Below are 15377 nucleotides of genomic sequence, written 5' to 3'. Positions count from 1 at the left end.
CAACTTACTCACATATAGTGAAACATCTAATTCTTGGCTAAGGTAAGGTGGCTAACTTCATTATAGAACTTTCGTAAAATGGGAAAAATAGCAAGAAAACTGGAATTGTAGTTGCTATTCGACATCTTATTAGAAAAGAGTTTATCATGTCTTTTATCACAACAATTATCGATGAGCACTTAGCAGATATTTCTGGCTCCCTGTCTTATTTTGATCGGGAGGGAAATGTTCATGGCGTTACGCACGGGAGCAAGACCTCCTATCCATCCTTTGAGGATTACTATCTGGCTATGGGCGCGCGTATTAGTAGCGAAGTACAAAGTAAATATACCAGAAAATTGAGGTTTTGGGCCTTTTGGGAGGCCCTACAAAGCCCCTCGATTGCTCTTTCTCTATTCATCGGTCTTATTTCCTTGGTTCTTTTTTTCATTACAAAGGGAGAGGGATGGCCTGAGTGGCTTGTAAATATTGCTATGTTCTTTACGATTTCCCCACTTTTTGGAGCTATATATTACAATTTGTTTTTCAAAACTTGGGCGACAACAAATTTTGAAAATGCCTATTATAGAGAACTAGCTAAGAAACAGTCAATGATTTACACCAAGAAAGTCAAGCATGAAAAAAATTGGCCATTTATCATCGCTGTTGTTGGGCTACTAGCCTTGGGATACTTTGATAGCTGGACTACATCAGTAAAACTATTACTGATGGGGCTGATTCCATTATTATTGAGCATGATTGAGGGAGTCATCCTGATAGTACTTATAAAACTATTTGCTACCTTATTCCCAAAAAAGAAAAAAGAGACTTCTGATGATTTGCAACGTCTATCTCCAGAACTCGATAAGGAGTTAAAAAAGCGTCTCAGGACGATTTATGTAGATTTTCAAAAAGGGAAATATGCCGATGCTTTTAAGAGATTTGACACCTCTCAGAAAAGTTGGAAAGAGTTTCACCAAGAGATTCAAAATTTCCTTAATGACCAAGAACTGACTGCCTTCCATACCATTCCCTTTGAGGAGACGGAGATATCAATTTTAAACGTCACGGCCAGCGATTTTGAGGCTGATTTATTTCTATATGATACTCAGGCGATAGAATTTCCAGAGTTTTATCTCATTTGTAAAGTTAGCTACCAAGAGGATAGGTTACAGGCTATTGAGTTGGTTGAGATAGGCTATTAAAGAAAAGAGTGTATTCTCCATGAAGGTCCTCTGATGCTAGATTAAACGTTGCTGTTTTCGTGTTTCTTTGAAAAAACAGAAAGTTATAGCAATTGAAATCATTTAAGCAGCATTTTCTTAAGATTAGGTAGTTAGTATGATATGGAGGAGCAGTCGTAAAATTTTACACTGTATATTTTAATTTACTCCGATACTTTGTAATTCTCTCACAGTCTTAATCGAATTAGACATGATTTATACATGAAAGGAATAAATTCTAAGGTAAATGTCCTAGATATAAATTTACCTTAACAAATATATCAGAACACTATCCACTCAAGAAATTGGAGTAAAAAGTAGATTGATACATAGGAACTAAAACTTTTAAAGACCAGTTGCTTGGTCTTTTTTCTGATATCAAATTGTGGTATAATTGGTTGGTATCAAAAACGCGTTCCATTAGCGCGGAAAGGAAAAAAACATGACAAAAACACCGTTTTACATTACCACACCCATTTATTACCCGTCTGGAAAGCTTCATATTGGTTCGGCCTACACGACCATTGCCTGTGATGTCTTGGCTCGCTACAAGCGTCTTATGGGCCACGAGGTTTTCTATCTGACAGGGCTTGATGAGCACGGGCAGAAGATTGAGGAGAAGGCCAAAGAGGCTGGTTTGACACCGCAAGCCTACGTTGACGGCATGGCGGTTGGTGTTAAGGAACTCTGGAACTTGCTAGATATCTCTTACGACAAGTTCATTCGCACGACCGACGATTACCACGAGGAAGTGGTGGCGGCTGTTTTTGAAAAATTGCTGGCGCAGGACGATATTTACTTGGGAGAGTATTCTGGTTGGTACTCCGTATCGGACGAGGAATTCTTCACCGAGAGCCAATTAGAAGAGGTCTTCCGAGATGAAAACGGCAAGGTAACAGGCGGTATCGCTCCCAGCGGTCACGAGGTTGCCTGGGTTTCAGAGGAATCCTACTTCCTCCGCCTCAGCAAGTATCAGGATAAATTGGTTGAGTTCTTCAATGCTCACCCAGACTTTATCCAGCCAGACGGCCGCCTCAATGAAATCATGAAAAACTTCATCGAGCCAGGCTTGGAAGATTTGGCCGTATCGCGTACTTCATTTACCTGGGGTGTACCTGTACCGTCCAATCCAAAGCACGTTGTCTATGTTTGGATTGATGCCCTACTCAACTACGCAACTGCCTTGGGTTATGGTCAGGAAGAAACAGCCAACTACGACACCTTCTGGAATGGAACAGTTTACCACATGGTTGGTAAGGACATTCTTCGTTTCCACTCCATTTACTGGCCAATCATGCTCATGATGTTGGACATGAAGTTGCCAGACCGATTGGTCGCTCATGGTTGGTTTGTCATGAAAGATGGCAAGATGTCCAAGTCTAAGGGTAATGTGGTCTATCCAGAAATGTTGGTTGAGCGTTTCGGCTTGGATCCACTGCGTTACTATCTCATGCGTAGTCTGCCAGTTGGTTCTGACGGCACCTTTACACCAGAAGATTACGTTGGTCGTATTAACTACGAATTGGCCAATGACCTTGGAAACCTACTCAACCGTACCGTTGCCATGATTAACAAGTATTTCGGTGGTCAGGTGCCAACTTTTGTGGCTAACGTGACGGACTTTGATGCGGACTTGGCAGCAGTCGTAGCTGAAAACTTGTCAAGCTACCACAAGTATATGGAAGCAGTTGACTATCCACGCGCCTTGGAAGCGGTCTGGAATATCATCTCCCGTACCAACAAGTACATCGATGAAACAGCACCGTGGGTCTTGGCTAAGGACGAAGCGGACCGCGACAAGTTGGCAGCAGTTATGGCTCACTTGACAGCCGGTCTTCGTGTGGTGGCTCACCTCATTCAGCCATTCATGATGACGACGTCTAATGCTATTATGGAACAGCTTGGTTTGGGAACAGTATTTAATCTTGAAAATCTTGACTTTGCAGGACTTCCAGCTGGTTTGACAGTGGTCGCAAAAGGAACGCCTATCTTCCCACGTCTGGATATGGAAGAGGAAATCGCCTATATCCAAGCTCAAATGGGTGGCAGCTCTGCTATTTCCCAAGAGGAAGAAAAAGAGTGGAACCCAGCTGACGTGGAGCTCAAAAACGAGAAAGCAGCCATCAAGTTCGAGGACTTTGATGCGGTTGAAATCCGCGTGGCCGAAGTCAAGGAAGTAGCCAAGGTGGAGGGATCTGACAAGTTGCTTAAGTTCCGTCTAGATGCTGGTGACGGTCAGGACCGCCAAATCCTGTCTGGTATTGCCAAGTACTATCCAAATGAGCAGGAGTTGGTCGGTAAGAAAGTTCAAATCGTTGCCAACCTCAAGCCACGTAAGATGATGGGCTTGCTCAGCCAGGGTATGATCCTCTCAGCCGAACACGACGGCAATTTGACACTTTTAACAGTAGATCCATCTGTGCCAAACGGCAGTCAGATTGGGTAAGTTTGCAGAGACAAGACACAAAAACCAGCCCTAGTCGGCTGGTTTTTTGAGTACTTTCCATTCCTTTTCTAGAATGGACATAATGAGGGTATCGGCATAACCGTCTGCTGTCTTATGGCTGTCACGCTTGATACCTTCTAAACGAAAACCTGCTTTTTCATAGGCACGCTTGGCACGCGGGTTGAAGGAAAAAACTTCCAATTCCAAGCGATGTAAGCCAACCTGCTCAAAAGCGAAATCTCTGGTTTTCTCGACTGCCCAAGAGCCCAAACCACGGTCCAAATAGTCCTCGTCAAAGATAACAATCCGAAAGTTAGCGGAGTTATTCTCCCTATCTAGTTCATTGATGACCGACTCACCGATAAAGGTTCCGTCAGGTGCAATCAAGATAAAATCAAACCGATCAGGGTCAGCCATAATCCGATTGTAGAAGTTGATAACGTCATCTTTAGTGTAAGTTCCCGAGCTCCCTGTCAAACGATAAATTTCAACGGAAGGCTTGGTAAAACAGTCCTCATAGTATTTCTCTGCAAAGCCCACTTGAAAGGACTGCAGAATGAAGCCATCCTTTTCCCATTTGATAATATTTTTGGTCATTTTCCATCTCCTTTTCATCATTTTACCACAACTTGCGAACTAATAAAGAGAGGAGGTTTTATGTTAGTTGCACTTGATGAAGATGGACAAGTTTTTAATGTCTTGGAAAATCCTGCGCCGCAAGGCAGTTTTACTTGTCCGGGTTGTGGAGGCCTGGTCCGATACAAGTCCGGAAAGGTTCTGCGTTCGCACTTTGCCCATGTTTCCCTGCGGGATTGTAGTTACTTCTCCGAGAATGAGTCCGCCCAGCACCTGTCACTTAAGTCCAGTCTCTATAACTGGTTGGCTAAAAACGAACTGGTTGAACTTGAAAAATGCCTGCCAAAGATTGGCCAGGTCGCTGATTTATTGGTCAATAATAGTCTGGCCTTGGAAGTTCAATGTTCTAGCCTCCCCATTACTCGTTTGCAGGCGAGAACAATAGCCTATCATGTTGCAGGTTATCAGGTTGTTTGGTTGCTTGGCAAGGATTTGTGGCTCAAGGGACGACTGACCAATTTGCACAAGCAATTTCTCTCCTTTAGTATGAACATGGGTTTTCATCTGTGGGAGTTAGATGATGAGAAGAATGAGTTAAGACTTCGTTACCTCATTCATGAAGACTTGCGGGGCAAGGTTCATTGTCTGACCAAGGTCTTTCCTTTTGGTCAGGGAGATTTGCTGTCTGTTCTTCGGTCACCATTTGCTAAGCAATCCTTGTCATATTTCACTTGTTCGTGTGATCAGGGCTTGCTAGACTATGTTGCTAAACAACTCTATTACCGTACTCCCAAGTGGATGAACTTACAGGCGGAGGCCTATCAGCAAGGAAAAAACTTGCTCAGTCAGTCCTTGGAAGACTTCTATCCCCAAATCCGTCTGCCCCGCTCTGCCATTGGCTTTGCCCAAATCAAACAAGATCTGACACCAATCTATCTAGCTTTTGATAAGTTTTATGACAAAATGCAAGACAAGGAAAAACAAGTCCTGTATCCACCTATAATGTATAGACAACTTATGTAAATAATGATATAATAAATGAAAAGGTTTGTAAGGGGGTTCGTGGTATGAAATTCAGCCGTTTTACCTTAGTAAGTGCCTCTTTACTGCTAATAGCTTGCTTATCAGCTTGTGCTGTCAGGTATGAGGAAGGGCAAACAAGCACTGCCTCTAGTCAGCAAGTGCAAACAATCAATGAGGATGAAGTACAGAAGTTTACCTCCAAACATAGTCAGAAAGTAGTCTCTAAGGAAGTAGCGGAAAGTGGAGGTACCAGCATTACCTTTGATGATGGAACAGAGTATGTCCATGTCTCCGAAACAACCGTAGGGGAATATTTTATGCTTTCCTATCCAAGTGGTTGTAAGGTAACCTATTTCATTGAAAGTGGTGATTATACTGTAGCGACAGATGAATACGAAGGCGAAGACAAAGCAAGTGCAGCTAAGGGACAGGTCGGACAGTATTTTGTAGACAGTGGCTATTCTATTTCTTTTGCAAATGATGGCGCCCTCCTCATTGATTTACAAGGAAATTTCACCCACCAGTATGATGACCAGGAGAAAAAAGGAAATATTAAAGATGCTGAAGGAAGCAGTTACGTTGACGATTTGTTAAATAAATATGGTATCCCCAATCTTGCATTCTATGACAGATTTGTCAAGGAAGCAGTAGCAGATGCCAAGACCTACTTTACTACTGATGAGTAGGTTGTAAGCCCTCACTTTTCAATGGAAAGCGAGGCTTTTTTGTGGTAAAATAATAGGAACGGAGGATTTATTATGTCTAAACAACGTCATGAAATTGAAGAAAAATACCAGTGGGATTTGACCACTATTTTCCCAACAGATGAAGCCTGGGAAGCAGAACTTGCAGATTTACAAGCTGAAACTGAAAAAACAAAAGAATTTGCAGGTCACTTGCTCGACTCTGCTAAAAGCCTTTTGGAAATCAGTGAAACGCAACTCGGTCTTATGCGTCGCATTGAAAAACTCTATGTCTATGCGTCTATGAAAAACGACCAAGATACTCGCGAAGGAAAATACCAGGAATTTCAAGCTAAAGCTATGGGGCTTTATTCTGCTTTTTCACAAGCTTTTGCCTTCTATGAGCCAGAATTTATGGCCATTACTGAGGAGCAACTGGAAGCTTTCAAGGCAGAAGAGCCAGCTCTTACTCAGTACAGCCACCAATTTGAAAAACTCTTGGCAGCCAAGGACCACATCTTGTCACAGGAAATAGAAGAAGTTCTTGCGGCGACCAGTGAGATTTTCGATGCTCCGTCTGAAACCTTCTCTGTCTTGGATAATGCCAGCCTGCGTTTCCCAGAAATCGCAGACGAGGACGGCAAGTTGGTGCCCCTTTCTCATGGCAACTACATCTCCTTTATGGAGTCCAAAAACCGCGAAGTGCGTCAAGAGGCCTATGAGGCACTCTACGAAACCTACGAACAGTTCCAGCATACCTATGCCAAGACCCTTCAGTCTAACGTTAAGGTCAATAACCTGAAAGCTCGTTTGCGGAAGTACGATTCAGCCCGTCACGCAGCACTTTCTGCCAACTTTATCCCAGAGTCTGTTTACGATACATTAGTGTCAGCAGTCAACAAGCACCTCCCGCTCTTGCACCGCTACATCAATTTGCGTAAGAAACTCTTGGGTATTGACGACCTTAAGATGTACGATATGTACACACCGCTTTCGAGCACAGATACAAAAGTCGCCTATGAGGAGGCCTTGGCTACTTGTGTCGATACCTTGGATATCTTTGGTGATGAGTACGCGGCCATTGTCAAAGAAGCCTTTGAAAACCGCTGGATTGATGTCCATGTCAACGAAGGCAAGCGTTCAGGAGCCTATTCAGGTGGTGCTTACGACACCAACGCCTTCATGCTCCTCAACTGGCAGGACAATTTGGACAATATGTACACCCTGATTCACGAAACAGGGCATTCACTTCATTCGATGTTGACTCGTCAGAATCAGCCCTATGTCTATGGTCACTATTCGATTTTCTTGGCTGAGATTGCGTCAACAACCAACGAAAATCTCTTGACAGAGAAGCTCTTGGCAGAAGTGGAAGACGACAAGACCCGCTTTGCTATTCTCAATCACTACCTCGACGGCTTCCGTGGAACGGTCTTCCGTCAAACCCAGTTTGCTGAGTTTGAGCAGGCCATTTACAAAGCAGACCAAGAAGGTCAGGTCTTGACAGCAGACTTCCTCAACCAGCTCTACGGGGAACTTAACGAGAAGTATTACGGCTTGTCTGCGGAAGAAAATCCACTGATTCAGTACGAGTGGGCTCGTATTCCACATTTCTATTACAATTTCTATGTTTACCAATATTCAACTGGCTTTGCGGCAGCGTCTGCTTTGGCAGACAAGATTGTCAATGGTAGCCCAGAGGACAAGGAAAACTACCTCAACTACCTCAAGGCTGGTAGCTCTGATTATCCACTCAATGTCATTGCAAAAGCTGGCGTGGATATGACCAAGGAAGACTATCTCAACGATGCCTTCAAGGTCTTTGAAGCCCGCTTGACAGAGTTGGAAGCTCTCGTTGAGAAAGGTGTGCACCTATAAGATGATTTCCTACAAACGATCTTTAGTCTATCCGCTTGTCAGTTCTAACCTTGCGGCGCTGATTGGCATCGGTGTGATGACCAAACCAGAACCTGCAGTTGGACTAGGACTTGTCTTTCTCCTGGTCGCTATCCTATCGGCTATCTATGCGTATGTCTTGCGCCAGCAGGGTGAAGTCTTTCTCTTAACAGCTGAAGGCTTGGACTTTCAGGAAAAAATCGGCTCACCACGCCAGCATTTTTCAATGGAAGAAATTGGAGAGATGCGCTATATAGTGCGGCCAATTTATCGGGATTTTTTGTCGCGTAAGCTGAGGATTGTTGGAAATACAGGAAATTTGTTAGTTGAAGTGAATTTGAATGCCCTGGCTGGAGCGGACTTTAACGACATTTACCATTTTGTGCAAGAAGTCGCTCCCTATGTCCAGTGGGATTTTCCTACGAATTAAGAAGGAGGAAGCATGCTAACAGAAAATCAATTGCAGGATATTTTTGAAATAGCTGAAATCCTGTCAAATAGCGACAGAGACCTGTTCGCACAGTTGAAAGAGGCAGTTTTTGCAACGGATCCCAATCATATTTTGAATATGTTCGAATCCTATTTGTCAGCTGAGGGGTTTGACCAATTTTTGGACCAGGTGACGGAGTCAGAAAAAGACAATTTATGGTTGATTTTAGTCACGCTGTTAACCAAGCAGGACTATATTTTCCCTTGTGATATAGAAGTTGACTTGACGGATTTTATCAATGGTTTCGATCAGCTCAAACAGGTACGTGCTGCAGGTATTTTACTAAAATTGGATCCGGATGGACTCAATCCAGGCGCCAATCTTGCCCAGTGGCTCGTAACGATCAATACCAAGTTTGAAGCTGAAGGCTTGGCTGCGGGCTTGCTGTCAATTACAGAAGACAAGTTTTATGTTTTCTTTAATCAGATTGAAAAAGTAGCCCGGTTGCAGCAGCTGGCACAAGGACTTGATATTGTAATTGCCTAATCATTGAGTATGAATGTGTTATTTTGGGGAATAAAAAGGGCAAGCCTTGCTTACCCAAATAATTTTTTCCAGAAGGAAGGTTTTGTATCTTCCTTTTTTTCTGTTTTTGTCATCCATTCTGGAAAGTTTGCTGCGAATGCAATATCCTCCTTATCGACAGCATGGTCCGTGTGGAATAGGAGAGCATAAGGAGAAGCGCCAACTTTCTCATCGATAATGCTGGCTGTGATGCTACCCTGCTGAGCAATTTTCATCAATGCGATTTGCAGGCTATCGGACAGGGAAGGGGACAACTTGAGAAAAAGAGGACTGGTTTCTGACAGGAGTTTTTGGCAGATAGAAGCAAAGTTCTTTGCCAGATCAGGATGATTGGCCTCTTCAAAATTGAGAATGAGGACCACCCGTTCGCGGAAGGTTCCCATGTATTTACGCTGTTGGTCAGGGTCCAGTCTGGTCTCGCCAGATGATTTTTGTAAAATGGTAGAATGTAAATCAGTCATGTTGATTAGTATAACATAGTTGAAAAAGTTCGCCAAGGAAGACGCTTACATCATTTCTTTCAGCAAAATAACCTATTTTTTCTTGAAAAATCCCTGCTTTTAAGGTATGATAGCTTTGTAACAATTTTAAACTCATAAGGAGAGTAATATAATGTCAATTATTACTGATGTTTACGCTCGCGAAGTCCTTGACTCACGCGGTAACCCTACACTTGAAGTTGAAGTTTATACTGAATCAGGTGCTTTCGGACGTGGTATGGTTCCTTCAGGAGCTTCTACAGGTGAGCACGAAGCAGTTGAGCTTCGCGATGGTGACAAGTCTCGTTACCTTGGTCTTGGTACTCAAAAAGCTGTTGACAACGTAAATAACGTGATTGCTGACGCTATCATCGGTTACGACGTTCGTGATCAACAAGCTATCGACCGCGCTATGATCGCTCTTGACGGTACTCCTAACAAAGGTAAATTGGGTGCAAACGCAATCCTCGGTGTTTCTATCGCTGTTGCGCGTGCAGCTGCTGACTACCTTGAAGTGCCACTTTACACTTACCTTGGCGGATTTAACACTAAAGTATTGCCAACTCCAATGATGAACATCATCAACGGTGGTTCTCACTCAGACGCTCCAATCGCTTTCCAAGAATTCATGATCTTGCCAGTTGGCGCTCCTTCATTCAAAGAAGGTCTTCGTTGGGGTGCTGAAGTATTCCACGCTTTGAAGAAAATCTTGAAAGCTCGTGGTTTGGTAACAGCTGTTGGTGACGAAGGTGGTTTCGCTCCTAAGTTTGAAGGAACTGAAGACGGTGTTGAAACAATCATCGAAGCGATCGAAGCTGCTGGTTACGAAGCTGGTGAAAACGGCATCATGATCGGTTTCGACTGTGCGTCATCTGAATTCTACGACAAAGAGCGTAAAGTTTACGACTACACTAAATTCGAAGGTGAAGGCGCTGCTGTTCGTACATCTGCAGAGCAAATCGACTACCTTGAAGAATTGGTTAACAAATACCCAATCATCACTATCGAAGATGGTATGGATGAAAACGACTGGGATGGCTGGAAAGCTCTTACTGAGCGTCTTGGCAAACGCGTTCAATTGGTTGGTGACGACTTCTTCGTAACAAACACTGACTACCTTGCACGTGGTATCAAAGAAGGTGCTGCTAACTCAATCCTTATCAAAGTTAACCAAATCGGTACTCTTACTGAAACATTCGAAGCTATCGAAATGGCTAAAGAAGCTGGCTACACTGCCGTTGTATCACACCGTTCAGGTGAAACTGAAGATTCAACAATCGCTGACATCGCAGTTGCAACTAACGCTGGCCAAATCAAGACAGGTTCATTGTCACGTACAGACCGTATCGCTAAATACAACCAATTGCTTCGTATCGAAGATCAATTGGGTGAAGTTGCAGTCTACAAAGGCTTGAACTCATTCTATAATTTGAAAAAATAAAACAGTCTGGGAGACTGTTCAGATTGAAGACAAACACTTAAGAGGCGTTTGTCTTTTTCTGTTTATTGGTCTGATAGTCGGTCTTTTTGCCAGAATCGTGGCTATTTGTACAATATAAAAAGGCTTCCCTGCCCTCATTTTTACCAATTTCTTGAGATTTAAGCACGCCAAAGTCAGTCCAATCTTATCCTCCATTTTGGACTTGCCTTTTTCTCTCGTGTAGCGCAGATTATGGTATTCCTTGGCTGTGCCAAATAGCCGTTCAATCGTCTCTTTCCGATGTTGGTAGAGCTCCTTCATCCCTCTTTGATGACGAATATCCTCGCTCTGTTCCAAATACTCCTTCCAAATATGCCGTGTGACAACTTTTTGATGGTTCTTACTGGTCGTACATACTGATAATAGGGGACAGTTGGCACAAATTGCAGGATCACTTTTGTATTCTCGGTAGCCTTCTCGGGTAGTCGTGCGATAGGTCAAGGCCTGATGTTCAGGACACAGGATACAATCGAAGTGTTCGTCATAGACAAAATCTTTAGGACGAAGTTGTCCCTTCTTCCCACGGGGACGGGTGTAGGGAAGGACAGGAGTAATCTCTTGTTCTAGGAGGAAGCGAGCGATACTTGGGGTCTTATAGCCAGAATCGGCAACGAGAAAGCTAAGTTGAAAGGGCTGGAGCTTGGCGAAGAGTGCAGGAAAGGCCTGACTGTCATGGACATTGCCAGCCTCCACACTATAAGCCAGAGCCCAACCATGCTTGTCACAAGCAACTTGAGCTGTATAAGCGAACACTTCTTTATGATCTCCCTTATGAAACCAACCACTTTCAGGGTCAGTTGTAGAAATTTTCTTAGTGACGGGCCCCTCCTCTTTTGCGAGCCCTAGCGGCTTTTTTGCGTGCTTTTCTCTATCCCTGTTAATTTCAATCTCTAGCTGGTCACTCATAAACTTGGCTTGCTTTTCAACTTCACGATTGATGAATTTACGATTATTCGCTGCAGCCTTGATATGAGTACCATCAATGAAAATTTCTGTTGGATCTATGAAGCCTGCATTGACACATAGACCTAAGATATGGGTGAAAATGCCTTCAATAACCTGTCTATCTTGGAAACGACGGACATAGTTCTTTCCGTAAGTAGTGAAATGAGGCACCTTATCATCCAGTCGAAGACCAAGAAACCAACGGTAGGCAGTGTTCACTTCAATTTCCTTAATGGTTTGGCGCATGGAACGAATGCCGAAGAGACACTGAAGGATTGGAATTTTAATGAGCAGAACAGGGTCAAGACTAGGACGCCCTGTTTCATCGCTATAGCTATCTGCGACTAAGTCATAGATAAAGGAAAAGTCAATAGCTTCCTCTATTTGACGAAGGAGATGATTTTGAGGAACAAGGTCATCTAAACTGTAGAAACCAAATTGACCGCGATTGTAGTCTGAGTTTTCTTTGTGTAACATAGCGATTCTCCTTCTAAGCGTTCTCTTTATTCCTAACTCTATTATACTACTTTACATATGAAAAAGCCGTTAGAAATACAATTCTAACGACTTTGTCTTCAGTCTGAACAGTCTGGGAGACTGTTTTATCCCCGAGCTAGCATAGCGAGGGTTATAATAAAAACAAGTCTGGAAATTTCCAGACTTGTTTTTCGTAGTACACTGTACTAATTTATCCCCGAACTAGGATAGCTAGGGTTATAGTGGAAACAAGTTCGGAATTATCTGGACTTGTTTTTTGTCGTGCAGTGTACAACTTATCCCTATGGCTCTCGAACTAGCAAGGTTTTAAGGATATGAAGATGCCCTCTGATTTAATTGGGAGGATTTTTGTAAAGTGGGGCAAATAAGGGTCACTATTTTACATGGAATTTTTATGGCAACATTGTTGGTTGTATTTACAGTCTTGATTATCTTATGTTGGTGATTGTGGTACCTATCTCCGATATTGTACAAATAGAACGAGAAATTGTATAATATCTAAGAAAAGCAGGTTAAAATAGGTAATTGAAATACTTGTTAGTTGACGATAAAAGGAGGAGATGAATGAAAGAAAAAACCAAAGTTGCATTTGTTTGTGTACATAATTTATGTCGCAGTCAGATTGCGGAGGCCTTAGCTAAGGCGAACTATGCACATGTTTTCGATGCCTACTCGGCAGGGACTGAAACCAAACCGCAAATCAATCAAGATGCGGTTCGTTTAATGAAGAGACAGTACCAGATTGATATGGAGGAAACACAGTATTCCAAGTTAATTGATGAATTGCCGGCGGTTGATATTGTTATTACCATGGGCTGCAATGTTGATTGTCCCTATCTTCCTTGTCAATATCGAGAAGATTGGGGACTGGACGACCCGAGTGGCCAGAGTGATCAAGTTTTCCTTGCTACCATGCATCAAATTGAAGAAAAATTGCAGCAACTGGTGACTATTTTAGAAAATAGCAACCGAAGCTTAAGTAACAAACAAGGTGCGATAGTGTAAATAGGAATTCATCTGTTATTTGTCAATGAAAAATAGAAATGAGTGAACAGAGTGATAAAATGGATATTTTTTGATTTGGGTTCTACATTGCTGGATGAAGAGTTAGCCTATCGTGAGTACACGGAAGAGTGTGTGAAAATGCTAGGCTCTCTTGGAATGGACATTTCCGTCTCTGTTTATCGTGGCAAGATGGAGGAGTTTGCTCGGGAAGGCTAGGACCCTATTCGAGCAACTTGGAACCATTTTGCACCGACCGAGCCACGTCCTTTATGGACAAATGAGGGGGTGAGTCTGTATCCTGAAACAATAGATGCTCTAGAGAAGTTATCACAAAACTATCGATTGGGGATTATGGCCAATCAGTCTAGCAGTATTAGAGAACTGCTTAAAGAGTGGGGAATTGAGTCTTATTTTCAACTCATCATCCTCTCTGAAGAGGTTGGGCTATCTAAACCAGATACAACTATTTTCACACTTGGCTTGCAAAAAGCAAACATCCCTGCAGATAGAGTTGTCTATATTGGTGATAGGTATGATAATGATATTCTACCTGCTAAATCTTTGGGAATGAGGACTGTACGAATACTGACAGATTTTGGGAAGCATGCCAGTGAAAATGAAAAATTGAAGAGTGATTGGGTAATTCCTTCATTGCAGGAGATAACAAATTTGTTTGAACAAACAAAAAACTAGACTGAACATTCTCAGCCTAGTTTTTACATGTATTAGAACAAGCCTTTAACTTTATCTAAAAGACCGTTAACGCCTTCAGAACCTGACAACAAGCCTTTTGCTTGCTCCAAGTATTCGCCGAAGTTGTCTTTGTTTTCTTCTATGAATTGTTTTGCACCGTCAAAGTCTTTGTTGGCAATCAAGTCTTTTACTTCGTTAAACAAATCTACTGGATTCATAATCTCACCTCCTATTTGTCTATTAAACCAAAAATAGAGCGATTTCACAATTATTTTGAATTATGGATGAAAGGTCACGCAGACAGCTTCTGGAACCAGGAAATCATAGGATAGTTCTGTTAATCGGCCTGTCTCTTCATCACGGGCAAAGACAGTCGCATTGTCAGAGTCTTGGTGGACCGCAACCAGGAATTTTTCATCTGGGCTGAGGGCAAAATCACGTGGCGTCTTGCCATTGGTTGGGACAATTTCCACTAGCTCAAGGCTGGCATCACCCAAGGTCTTGTAGACAGCAATGGAGTCGTGACCGCGGTTAGAACCGTAGACAAATTTCCCATCCTTACTGATGCGAACAGCAGCTGTACCGTTGAAACCAGTGTGGTCAGCTGGCAGGGTCGAGATGGTCTGCATGTGTTCAAATTGACCAAGACCGTCGTAAATCAAAACTTCAATGGTCGAATTGAGTTCGCAGATTAGATAGGCAATTTTTGCGTGGTGGTGGAAGACAATGTGCCGTGGTCCTGCCCCAGGAGCAGAAGAATAGCTACCTACTTGTTCCAATTTACCTTGGTCAGATACCTTGTAGCTGATGACCTGGTCCGTTCCCAAATCGCAGGTTACCAATAACTTATCTGGTGTCAAATCCGCAAAGTGAACATGAGGAGATGCTTGGTTTTCATGAGGACCAGACCCTTCATGTTGCGCCTGGTCTGCCAATTCCAGAGAACCGTCTTCTAAACGTTTGTAGACCAAGACCTGTCCCTTATGGTAATTGGCACCATAGACCAAATTGCGCTCTTCGTCAACTGCAACATAACAATGGGGAGCCCCTTCTTCAACGACATGGTTGAGTGGTTGGAAATCAGCTGTAAAGGCAGCAATCCCTCCCTGACCGTTTTCTGCGCCAACGGAGTAAAGTCGTCCCTCTGCATCGAAAGCAATGTAAGTTGGGTTTGGCTCTTCAGCGACCAATTCTAATTGAGCCAGTGAGCCAGTTTCAGGATTGAAGTTAGCCTTATAAATCCCTTTTGAGTCTCTTTTGGTGTAGGTTCCGAAATAAATGTTCATTTGTTTCTCCTTATCTAGTGATTGTTTAAATTATACCACAATTCTGCATGAAAAAATTTCTTGGATATGATTTCTGTACCTTTGTCAATGATGTGAGACCAGAAAGGTGAAATTGAAGTTATCCATTTGTTAAGCTTTACTAGGAGCTAG

General features: G+C 42.9%; 15 protein-coding genes and 1 pseudogene. 11 read left to right on the top strand and 5 right to left on the bottom strand.

Annotated features, from left to right (window positions below; genetic code table 11):
- The first annotated feature begins 146 nt into the window (after positions 1-146).
- The gene (locus ACHBIF_RS11030; RefSeq protein WP_105160675.1) at positions 147-1184 is read left to right on the top strand and encodes a hypothetical protein; all 1038 of its coding nucleotides are present in this window, start codon (positions 147-149) and stop codon (positions 1182-1184) included.
- Between the two features lie 460 nt (positions 1185-1644).
- On the top strand, positions 1645-3648 hold the full coding sequence (gene metG, locus ACHBIF_RS11025; protein ID WP_394720490.1) for a methionine--tRNA ligase: 2004 nt from the start codon (positions 1645-1647) through the stop codon (positions 3646-3648).
- Positions 3649-3678: 30 nt separating this feature from the next.
- Here metG and ACHBIF_RS11020 read toward each other — a convergent pair whose 3' ends face one another.
- Entirely contained in the window at positions 3679-4245 is a 567-nt protein-coding gene (locus ACHBIF_RS11020; RefSeq protein WP_394720488.1) for a GNAT family N-acetyltransferase, read from the bottom strand.
- Between the two features lie 60 nt (positions 4246-4305).
- Between ACHBIF_RS11020 and ACHBIF_RS11015 the strand changes: the two genes are divergently transcribed.
- The 5 genes from ACHBIF_RS11015 (at position 4306) to ACHBIF_RS10995 (ending at position 8802) form a co-directional block, all read left to right on the top strand.
- A complete protein-coding gene (locus tag ACHBIF_RS11015) occupies positions 4306-5247 on the top strand; it encodes a competence protein CoiA (protein ID WP_394720486.1) in 942 nt (313 codons plus the stop codon).
- Positions 5248-5291: 44 nt separating this feature from the next.
- Positions 5292-5933, top strand: a complete 642-nt coding sequence (locus tag ACHBIF_RS11010) for a hypothetical protein (RefSeq protein WP_394720484.1) — start codon at positions 5292-5294, stop codon at positions 5931-5933.
- Positions 5934-6005: 72 nt separating this feature from the next.
- Positions 6006-7808, top strand: coding sequence for an oligoendopeptidase F (pepF, locus tag ACHBIF_RS11005; protein WP_394720482.1), 1803 nt, complete (start codon positions 6006-6008; stop codon positions 7806-7808).
- Between the two features lies 1 nt (position 7809).
- Complete coding sequence (locus ACHBIF_RS11000) at positions 7810-8256, top strand: hypothetical protein (RefSeq protein WP_394720480.1); 447 nt, start codon at positions 7810-7812, stop codon at positions 8254-8256.
- Between the two features lie 12 nt (positions 8257-8268).
- On the top strand, positions 8269-8802 hold the full coding sequence (locus ACHBIF_RS10995; protein ID WP_394720478.1) for a DUF6630 family protein: 534 nt from the start codon (positions 8269-8271) through the stop codon (positions 8800-8802).
- 50 nt (positions 8803-8852) lie between these two features.
- Here ACHBIF_RS10995 and ACHBIF_RS10990 read toward each other — a convergent pair whose 3' ends face one another.
- Positions 8853-9302, bottom strand: coding sequence for a DUF1694 domain-containing protein (locus tag ACHBIF_RS10990; RefSeq protein ID WP_125265791.1), 450 nt, complete (start codon positions 9300-9302; stop codon positions 8853-8855).
- Between the two features lie 151 nt (positions 9303-9453).
- Here ACHBIF_RS10990 and eno point away from each other — a divergent pair, with 151 nt between their 5' ends.
- Positions 9454-10761 carry a surface-displayed alpha-enolase gene (eno, locus tag ACHBIF_RS10985; protein WP_099871461.1) on the top strand — a complete coding sequence of 436 codons (1308 nt, stop codon included), beginning with the start codon at positions 9454-9456 and terminating at the stop codon, positions 10759-10761.
- On the opposite strand, the pseudogene ACHBIF_RS10980 reads toward eno, so the two are convergent.
- Positions 10743-12222: pseudogene (locus tag ACHBIF_RS10980) on the bottom strand (IS1182 family transposase). The gene eno and the pseudogene ACHBIF_RS10980 sit on opposite strands and share 19 nt — an antisense overlap.
- A gap of 585 nt (positions 12223-12807) precedes the next feature.
- Here ACHBIF_RS10980 and ACHBIF_RS10975 point away from each other — a divergent pair.
- The 3 genes from ACHBIF_RS10975 to ACHBIF_RS10965 are packed head-to-tail and all read left to right on the top strand — an operon-like array spanning position 12808 to position 13941.
- A complete protein-coding gene (locus ACHBIF_RS10975; protein WP_394720475.1) occupies positions 12808-13248 on the top strand; it encodes an arsenate reductase ArsC in 441 nt (146 codons plus the stop codon).
- A gap of 51 nt (positions 13249-13299) precedes the next feature.
- Positions 13300-13464 (top strand): hypothetical protein, encoded by a 165-nt coding sequence (locus ACHBIF_RS10970; RefSeq protein ID WP_394720473.1) that lies wholly within the window; start codon positions 13300-13302, stop codon positions 13462-13464.
- Positions 13465-13470: 6 nt separating this feature from the next.
- On the top strand, positions 13471-13941 hold the full coding sequence (locus tag ACHBIF_RS10965) for an HAD family hydrolase (protein ID WP_394720493.1): 471 nt from the start codon (positions 13471-13473) through the stop codon (positions 13939-13941).
- Between the two features lie 32 nt (positions 13942-13973).
- Here the strand turns inward: ACHBIF_RS10965 and ACHBIF_RS10960 are convergent, their stop codons facing one another.
- Both ACHBIF_RS10960 and ACHBIF_RS10955 read right to left on the bottom strand, forming a co-directional pair.
- Positions 13974-14159 carry a hypothetical protein gene (locus ACHBIF_RS10960; protein ID WP_105110949.1) on the bottom strand — a complete coding sequence of 62 codons (186 nt, stop codon included), beginning with the start codon at positions 14157-14159 and terminating at the stop codon, positions 13974-13976.
- Between the two features lie 60 nt (positions 14160-14219).
- Positions 14220-15227: a lactonase family protein gene (locus ACHBIF_RS10955; RefSeq protein WP_105110948.1), complete on the bottom strand. Its 1008-nt coding sequence runs from the start codon at positions 15225-15227 to the stop codon at positions 14220-14222.
- Positions 15228-15377 lie beyond the last annotated feature (150 nt).

Source organism: Streptococcus sp. A11, from assembly GCF_043674225.1.
Classification (GTDB): Bacteria; Bacillota; Bacilli; order Lactobacillales; family Streptococcaceae; genus Streptococcus; species Streptococcus suis_V.
This window is presented reverse-complemented; position numbering and strand designations above follow the sequence as displayed.

Excerpts from the sequence above, each read along its gene's own strand:
- ACHBIF_RS11030 (WP_105160675.1), top strand. The coding sequence starts at position 147 with ATGTCTTTTATCACAACAATTATCGATGAGCACTTAGCAGATATTTCT.
- metG (WP_394720490.1), top strand. The coding sequence starts at position 1,645 with ATGACAAAAACACCGTTTTACATTACCACACCCATTTATTACCCGTCT.
- ACHBIF_RS11020 (WP_394720488.1), bottom strand. The coding sequence starts at position 4,245 with ATGACCAAAAATATTATCAAATGGGAAAAGGATGGCTTCATTCTGCAG.
- ACHBIF_RS11015 (WP_394720486.1), top strand. The coding sequence starts at position 4,306 with ATGTTAGTTGCACTTGATGAAGATGGACAAGTTTTTAATGTCTTGGAA.
- ACHBIF_RS11010 (WP_394720484.1), top strand. The coding sequence starts at position 5,292 with ATGAAATTCAGCCGTTTTACCTTAGTAAGTGCCTCTTTACTGCTAATA.
- pepF (WP_394720482.1), top strand. The coding sequence starts at position 6,006 with ATGTCTAAACAACGTCATGAAATTGAAGAAAAATACCAGTGGGATTTG.
- ACHBIF_RS11000 (WP_394720480.1), top strand. The coding sequence starts at position 7,810 with ATGATTTCCTACAAACGATCTTTAGTCTATCCGCTTGTCAGTTCTAAC.
- ACHBIF_RS10995 (WP_394720478.1), top strand. The coding sequence starts at position 8,269 with ATGCTAACAGAAAATCAATTGCAGGATATTTTTGAAATAGCTGAAATC.
- ACHBIF_RS10990 (WP_125265791.1), bottom strand. The coding sequence starts at position 9,302 with ATGACTGATTTACATTCTACCATTTTACAAAAATCATCTGGCGAGACC.
- eno (WP_099871461.1), top strand. The coding sequence starts at position 9,454 with ATGTCAATTATTACTGATGTTTACGCTCGCGAAGTCCTTGACTCACGC.
- ACHBIF_RS10975 (WP_394720475.1), top strand. The coding sequence starts at position 12,808 with ATGAAAGAAAAAACCAAAGTTGCATTTGTTTGTGTACATAATTTATGT.
- ACHBIF_RS10960 (WP_105110949.1), bottom strand. The coding sequence starts at position 14,159 with ATGAATCCAGTAGATTTGTTTAACGAAGTAAAAGACTTGATTGCCAAC.
- ACHBIF_RS10955 (WP_105110948.1), bottom strand. The coding sequence starts at position 15,227 with ATGAACATTTATTTCGGAACCTACACCAAAAGAGACTCAAAAGGGATT.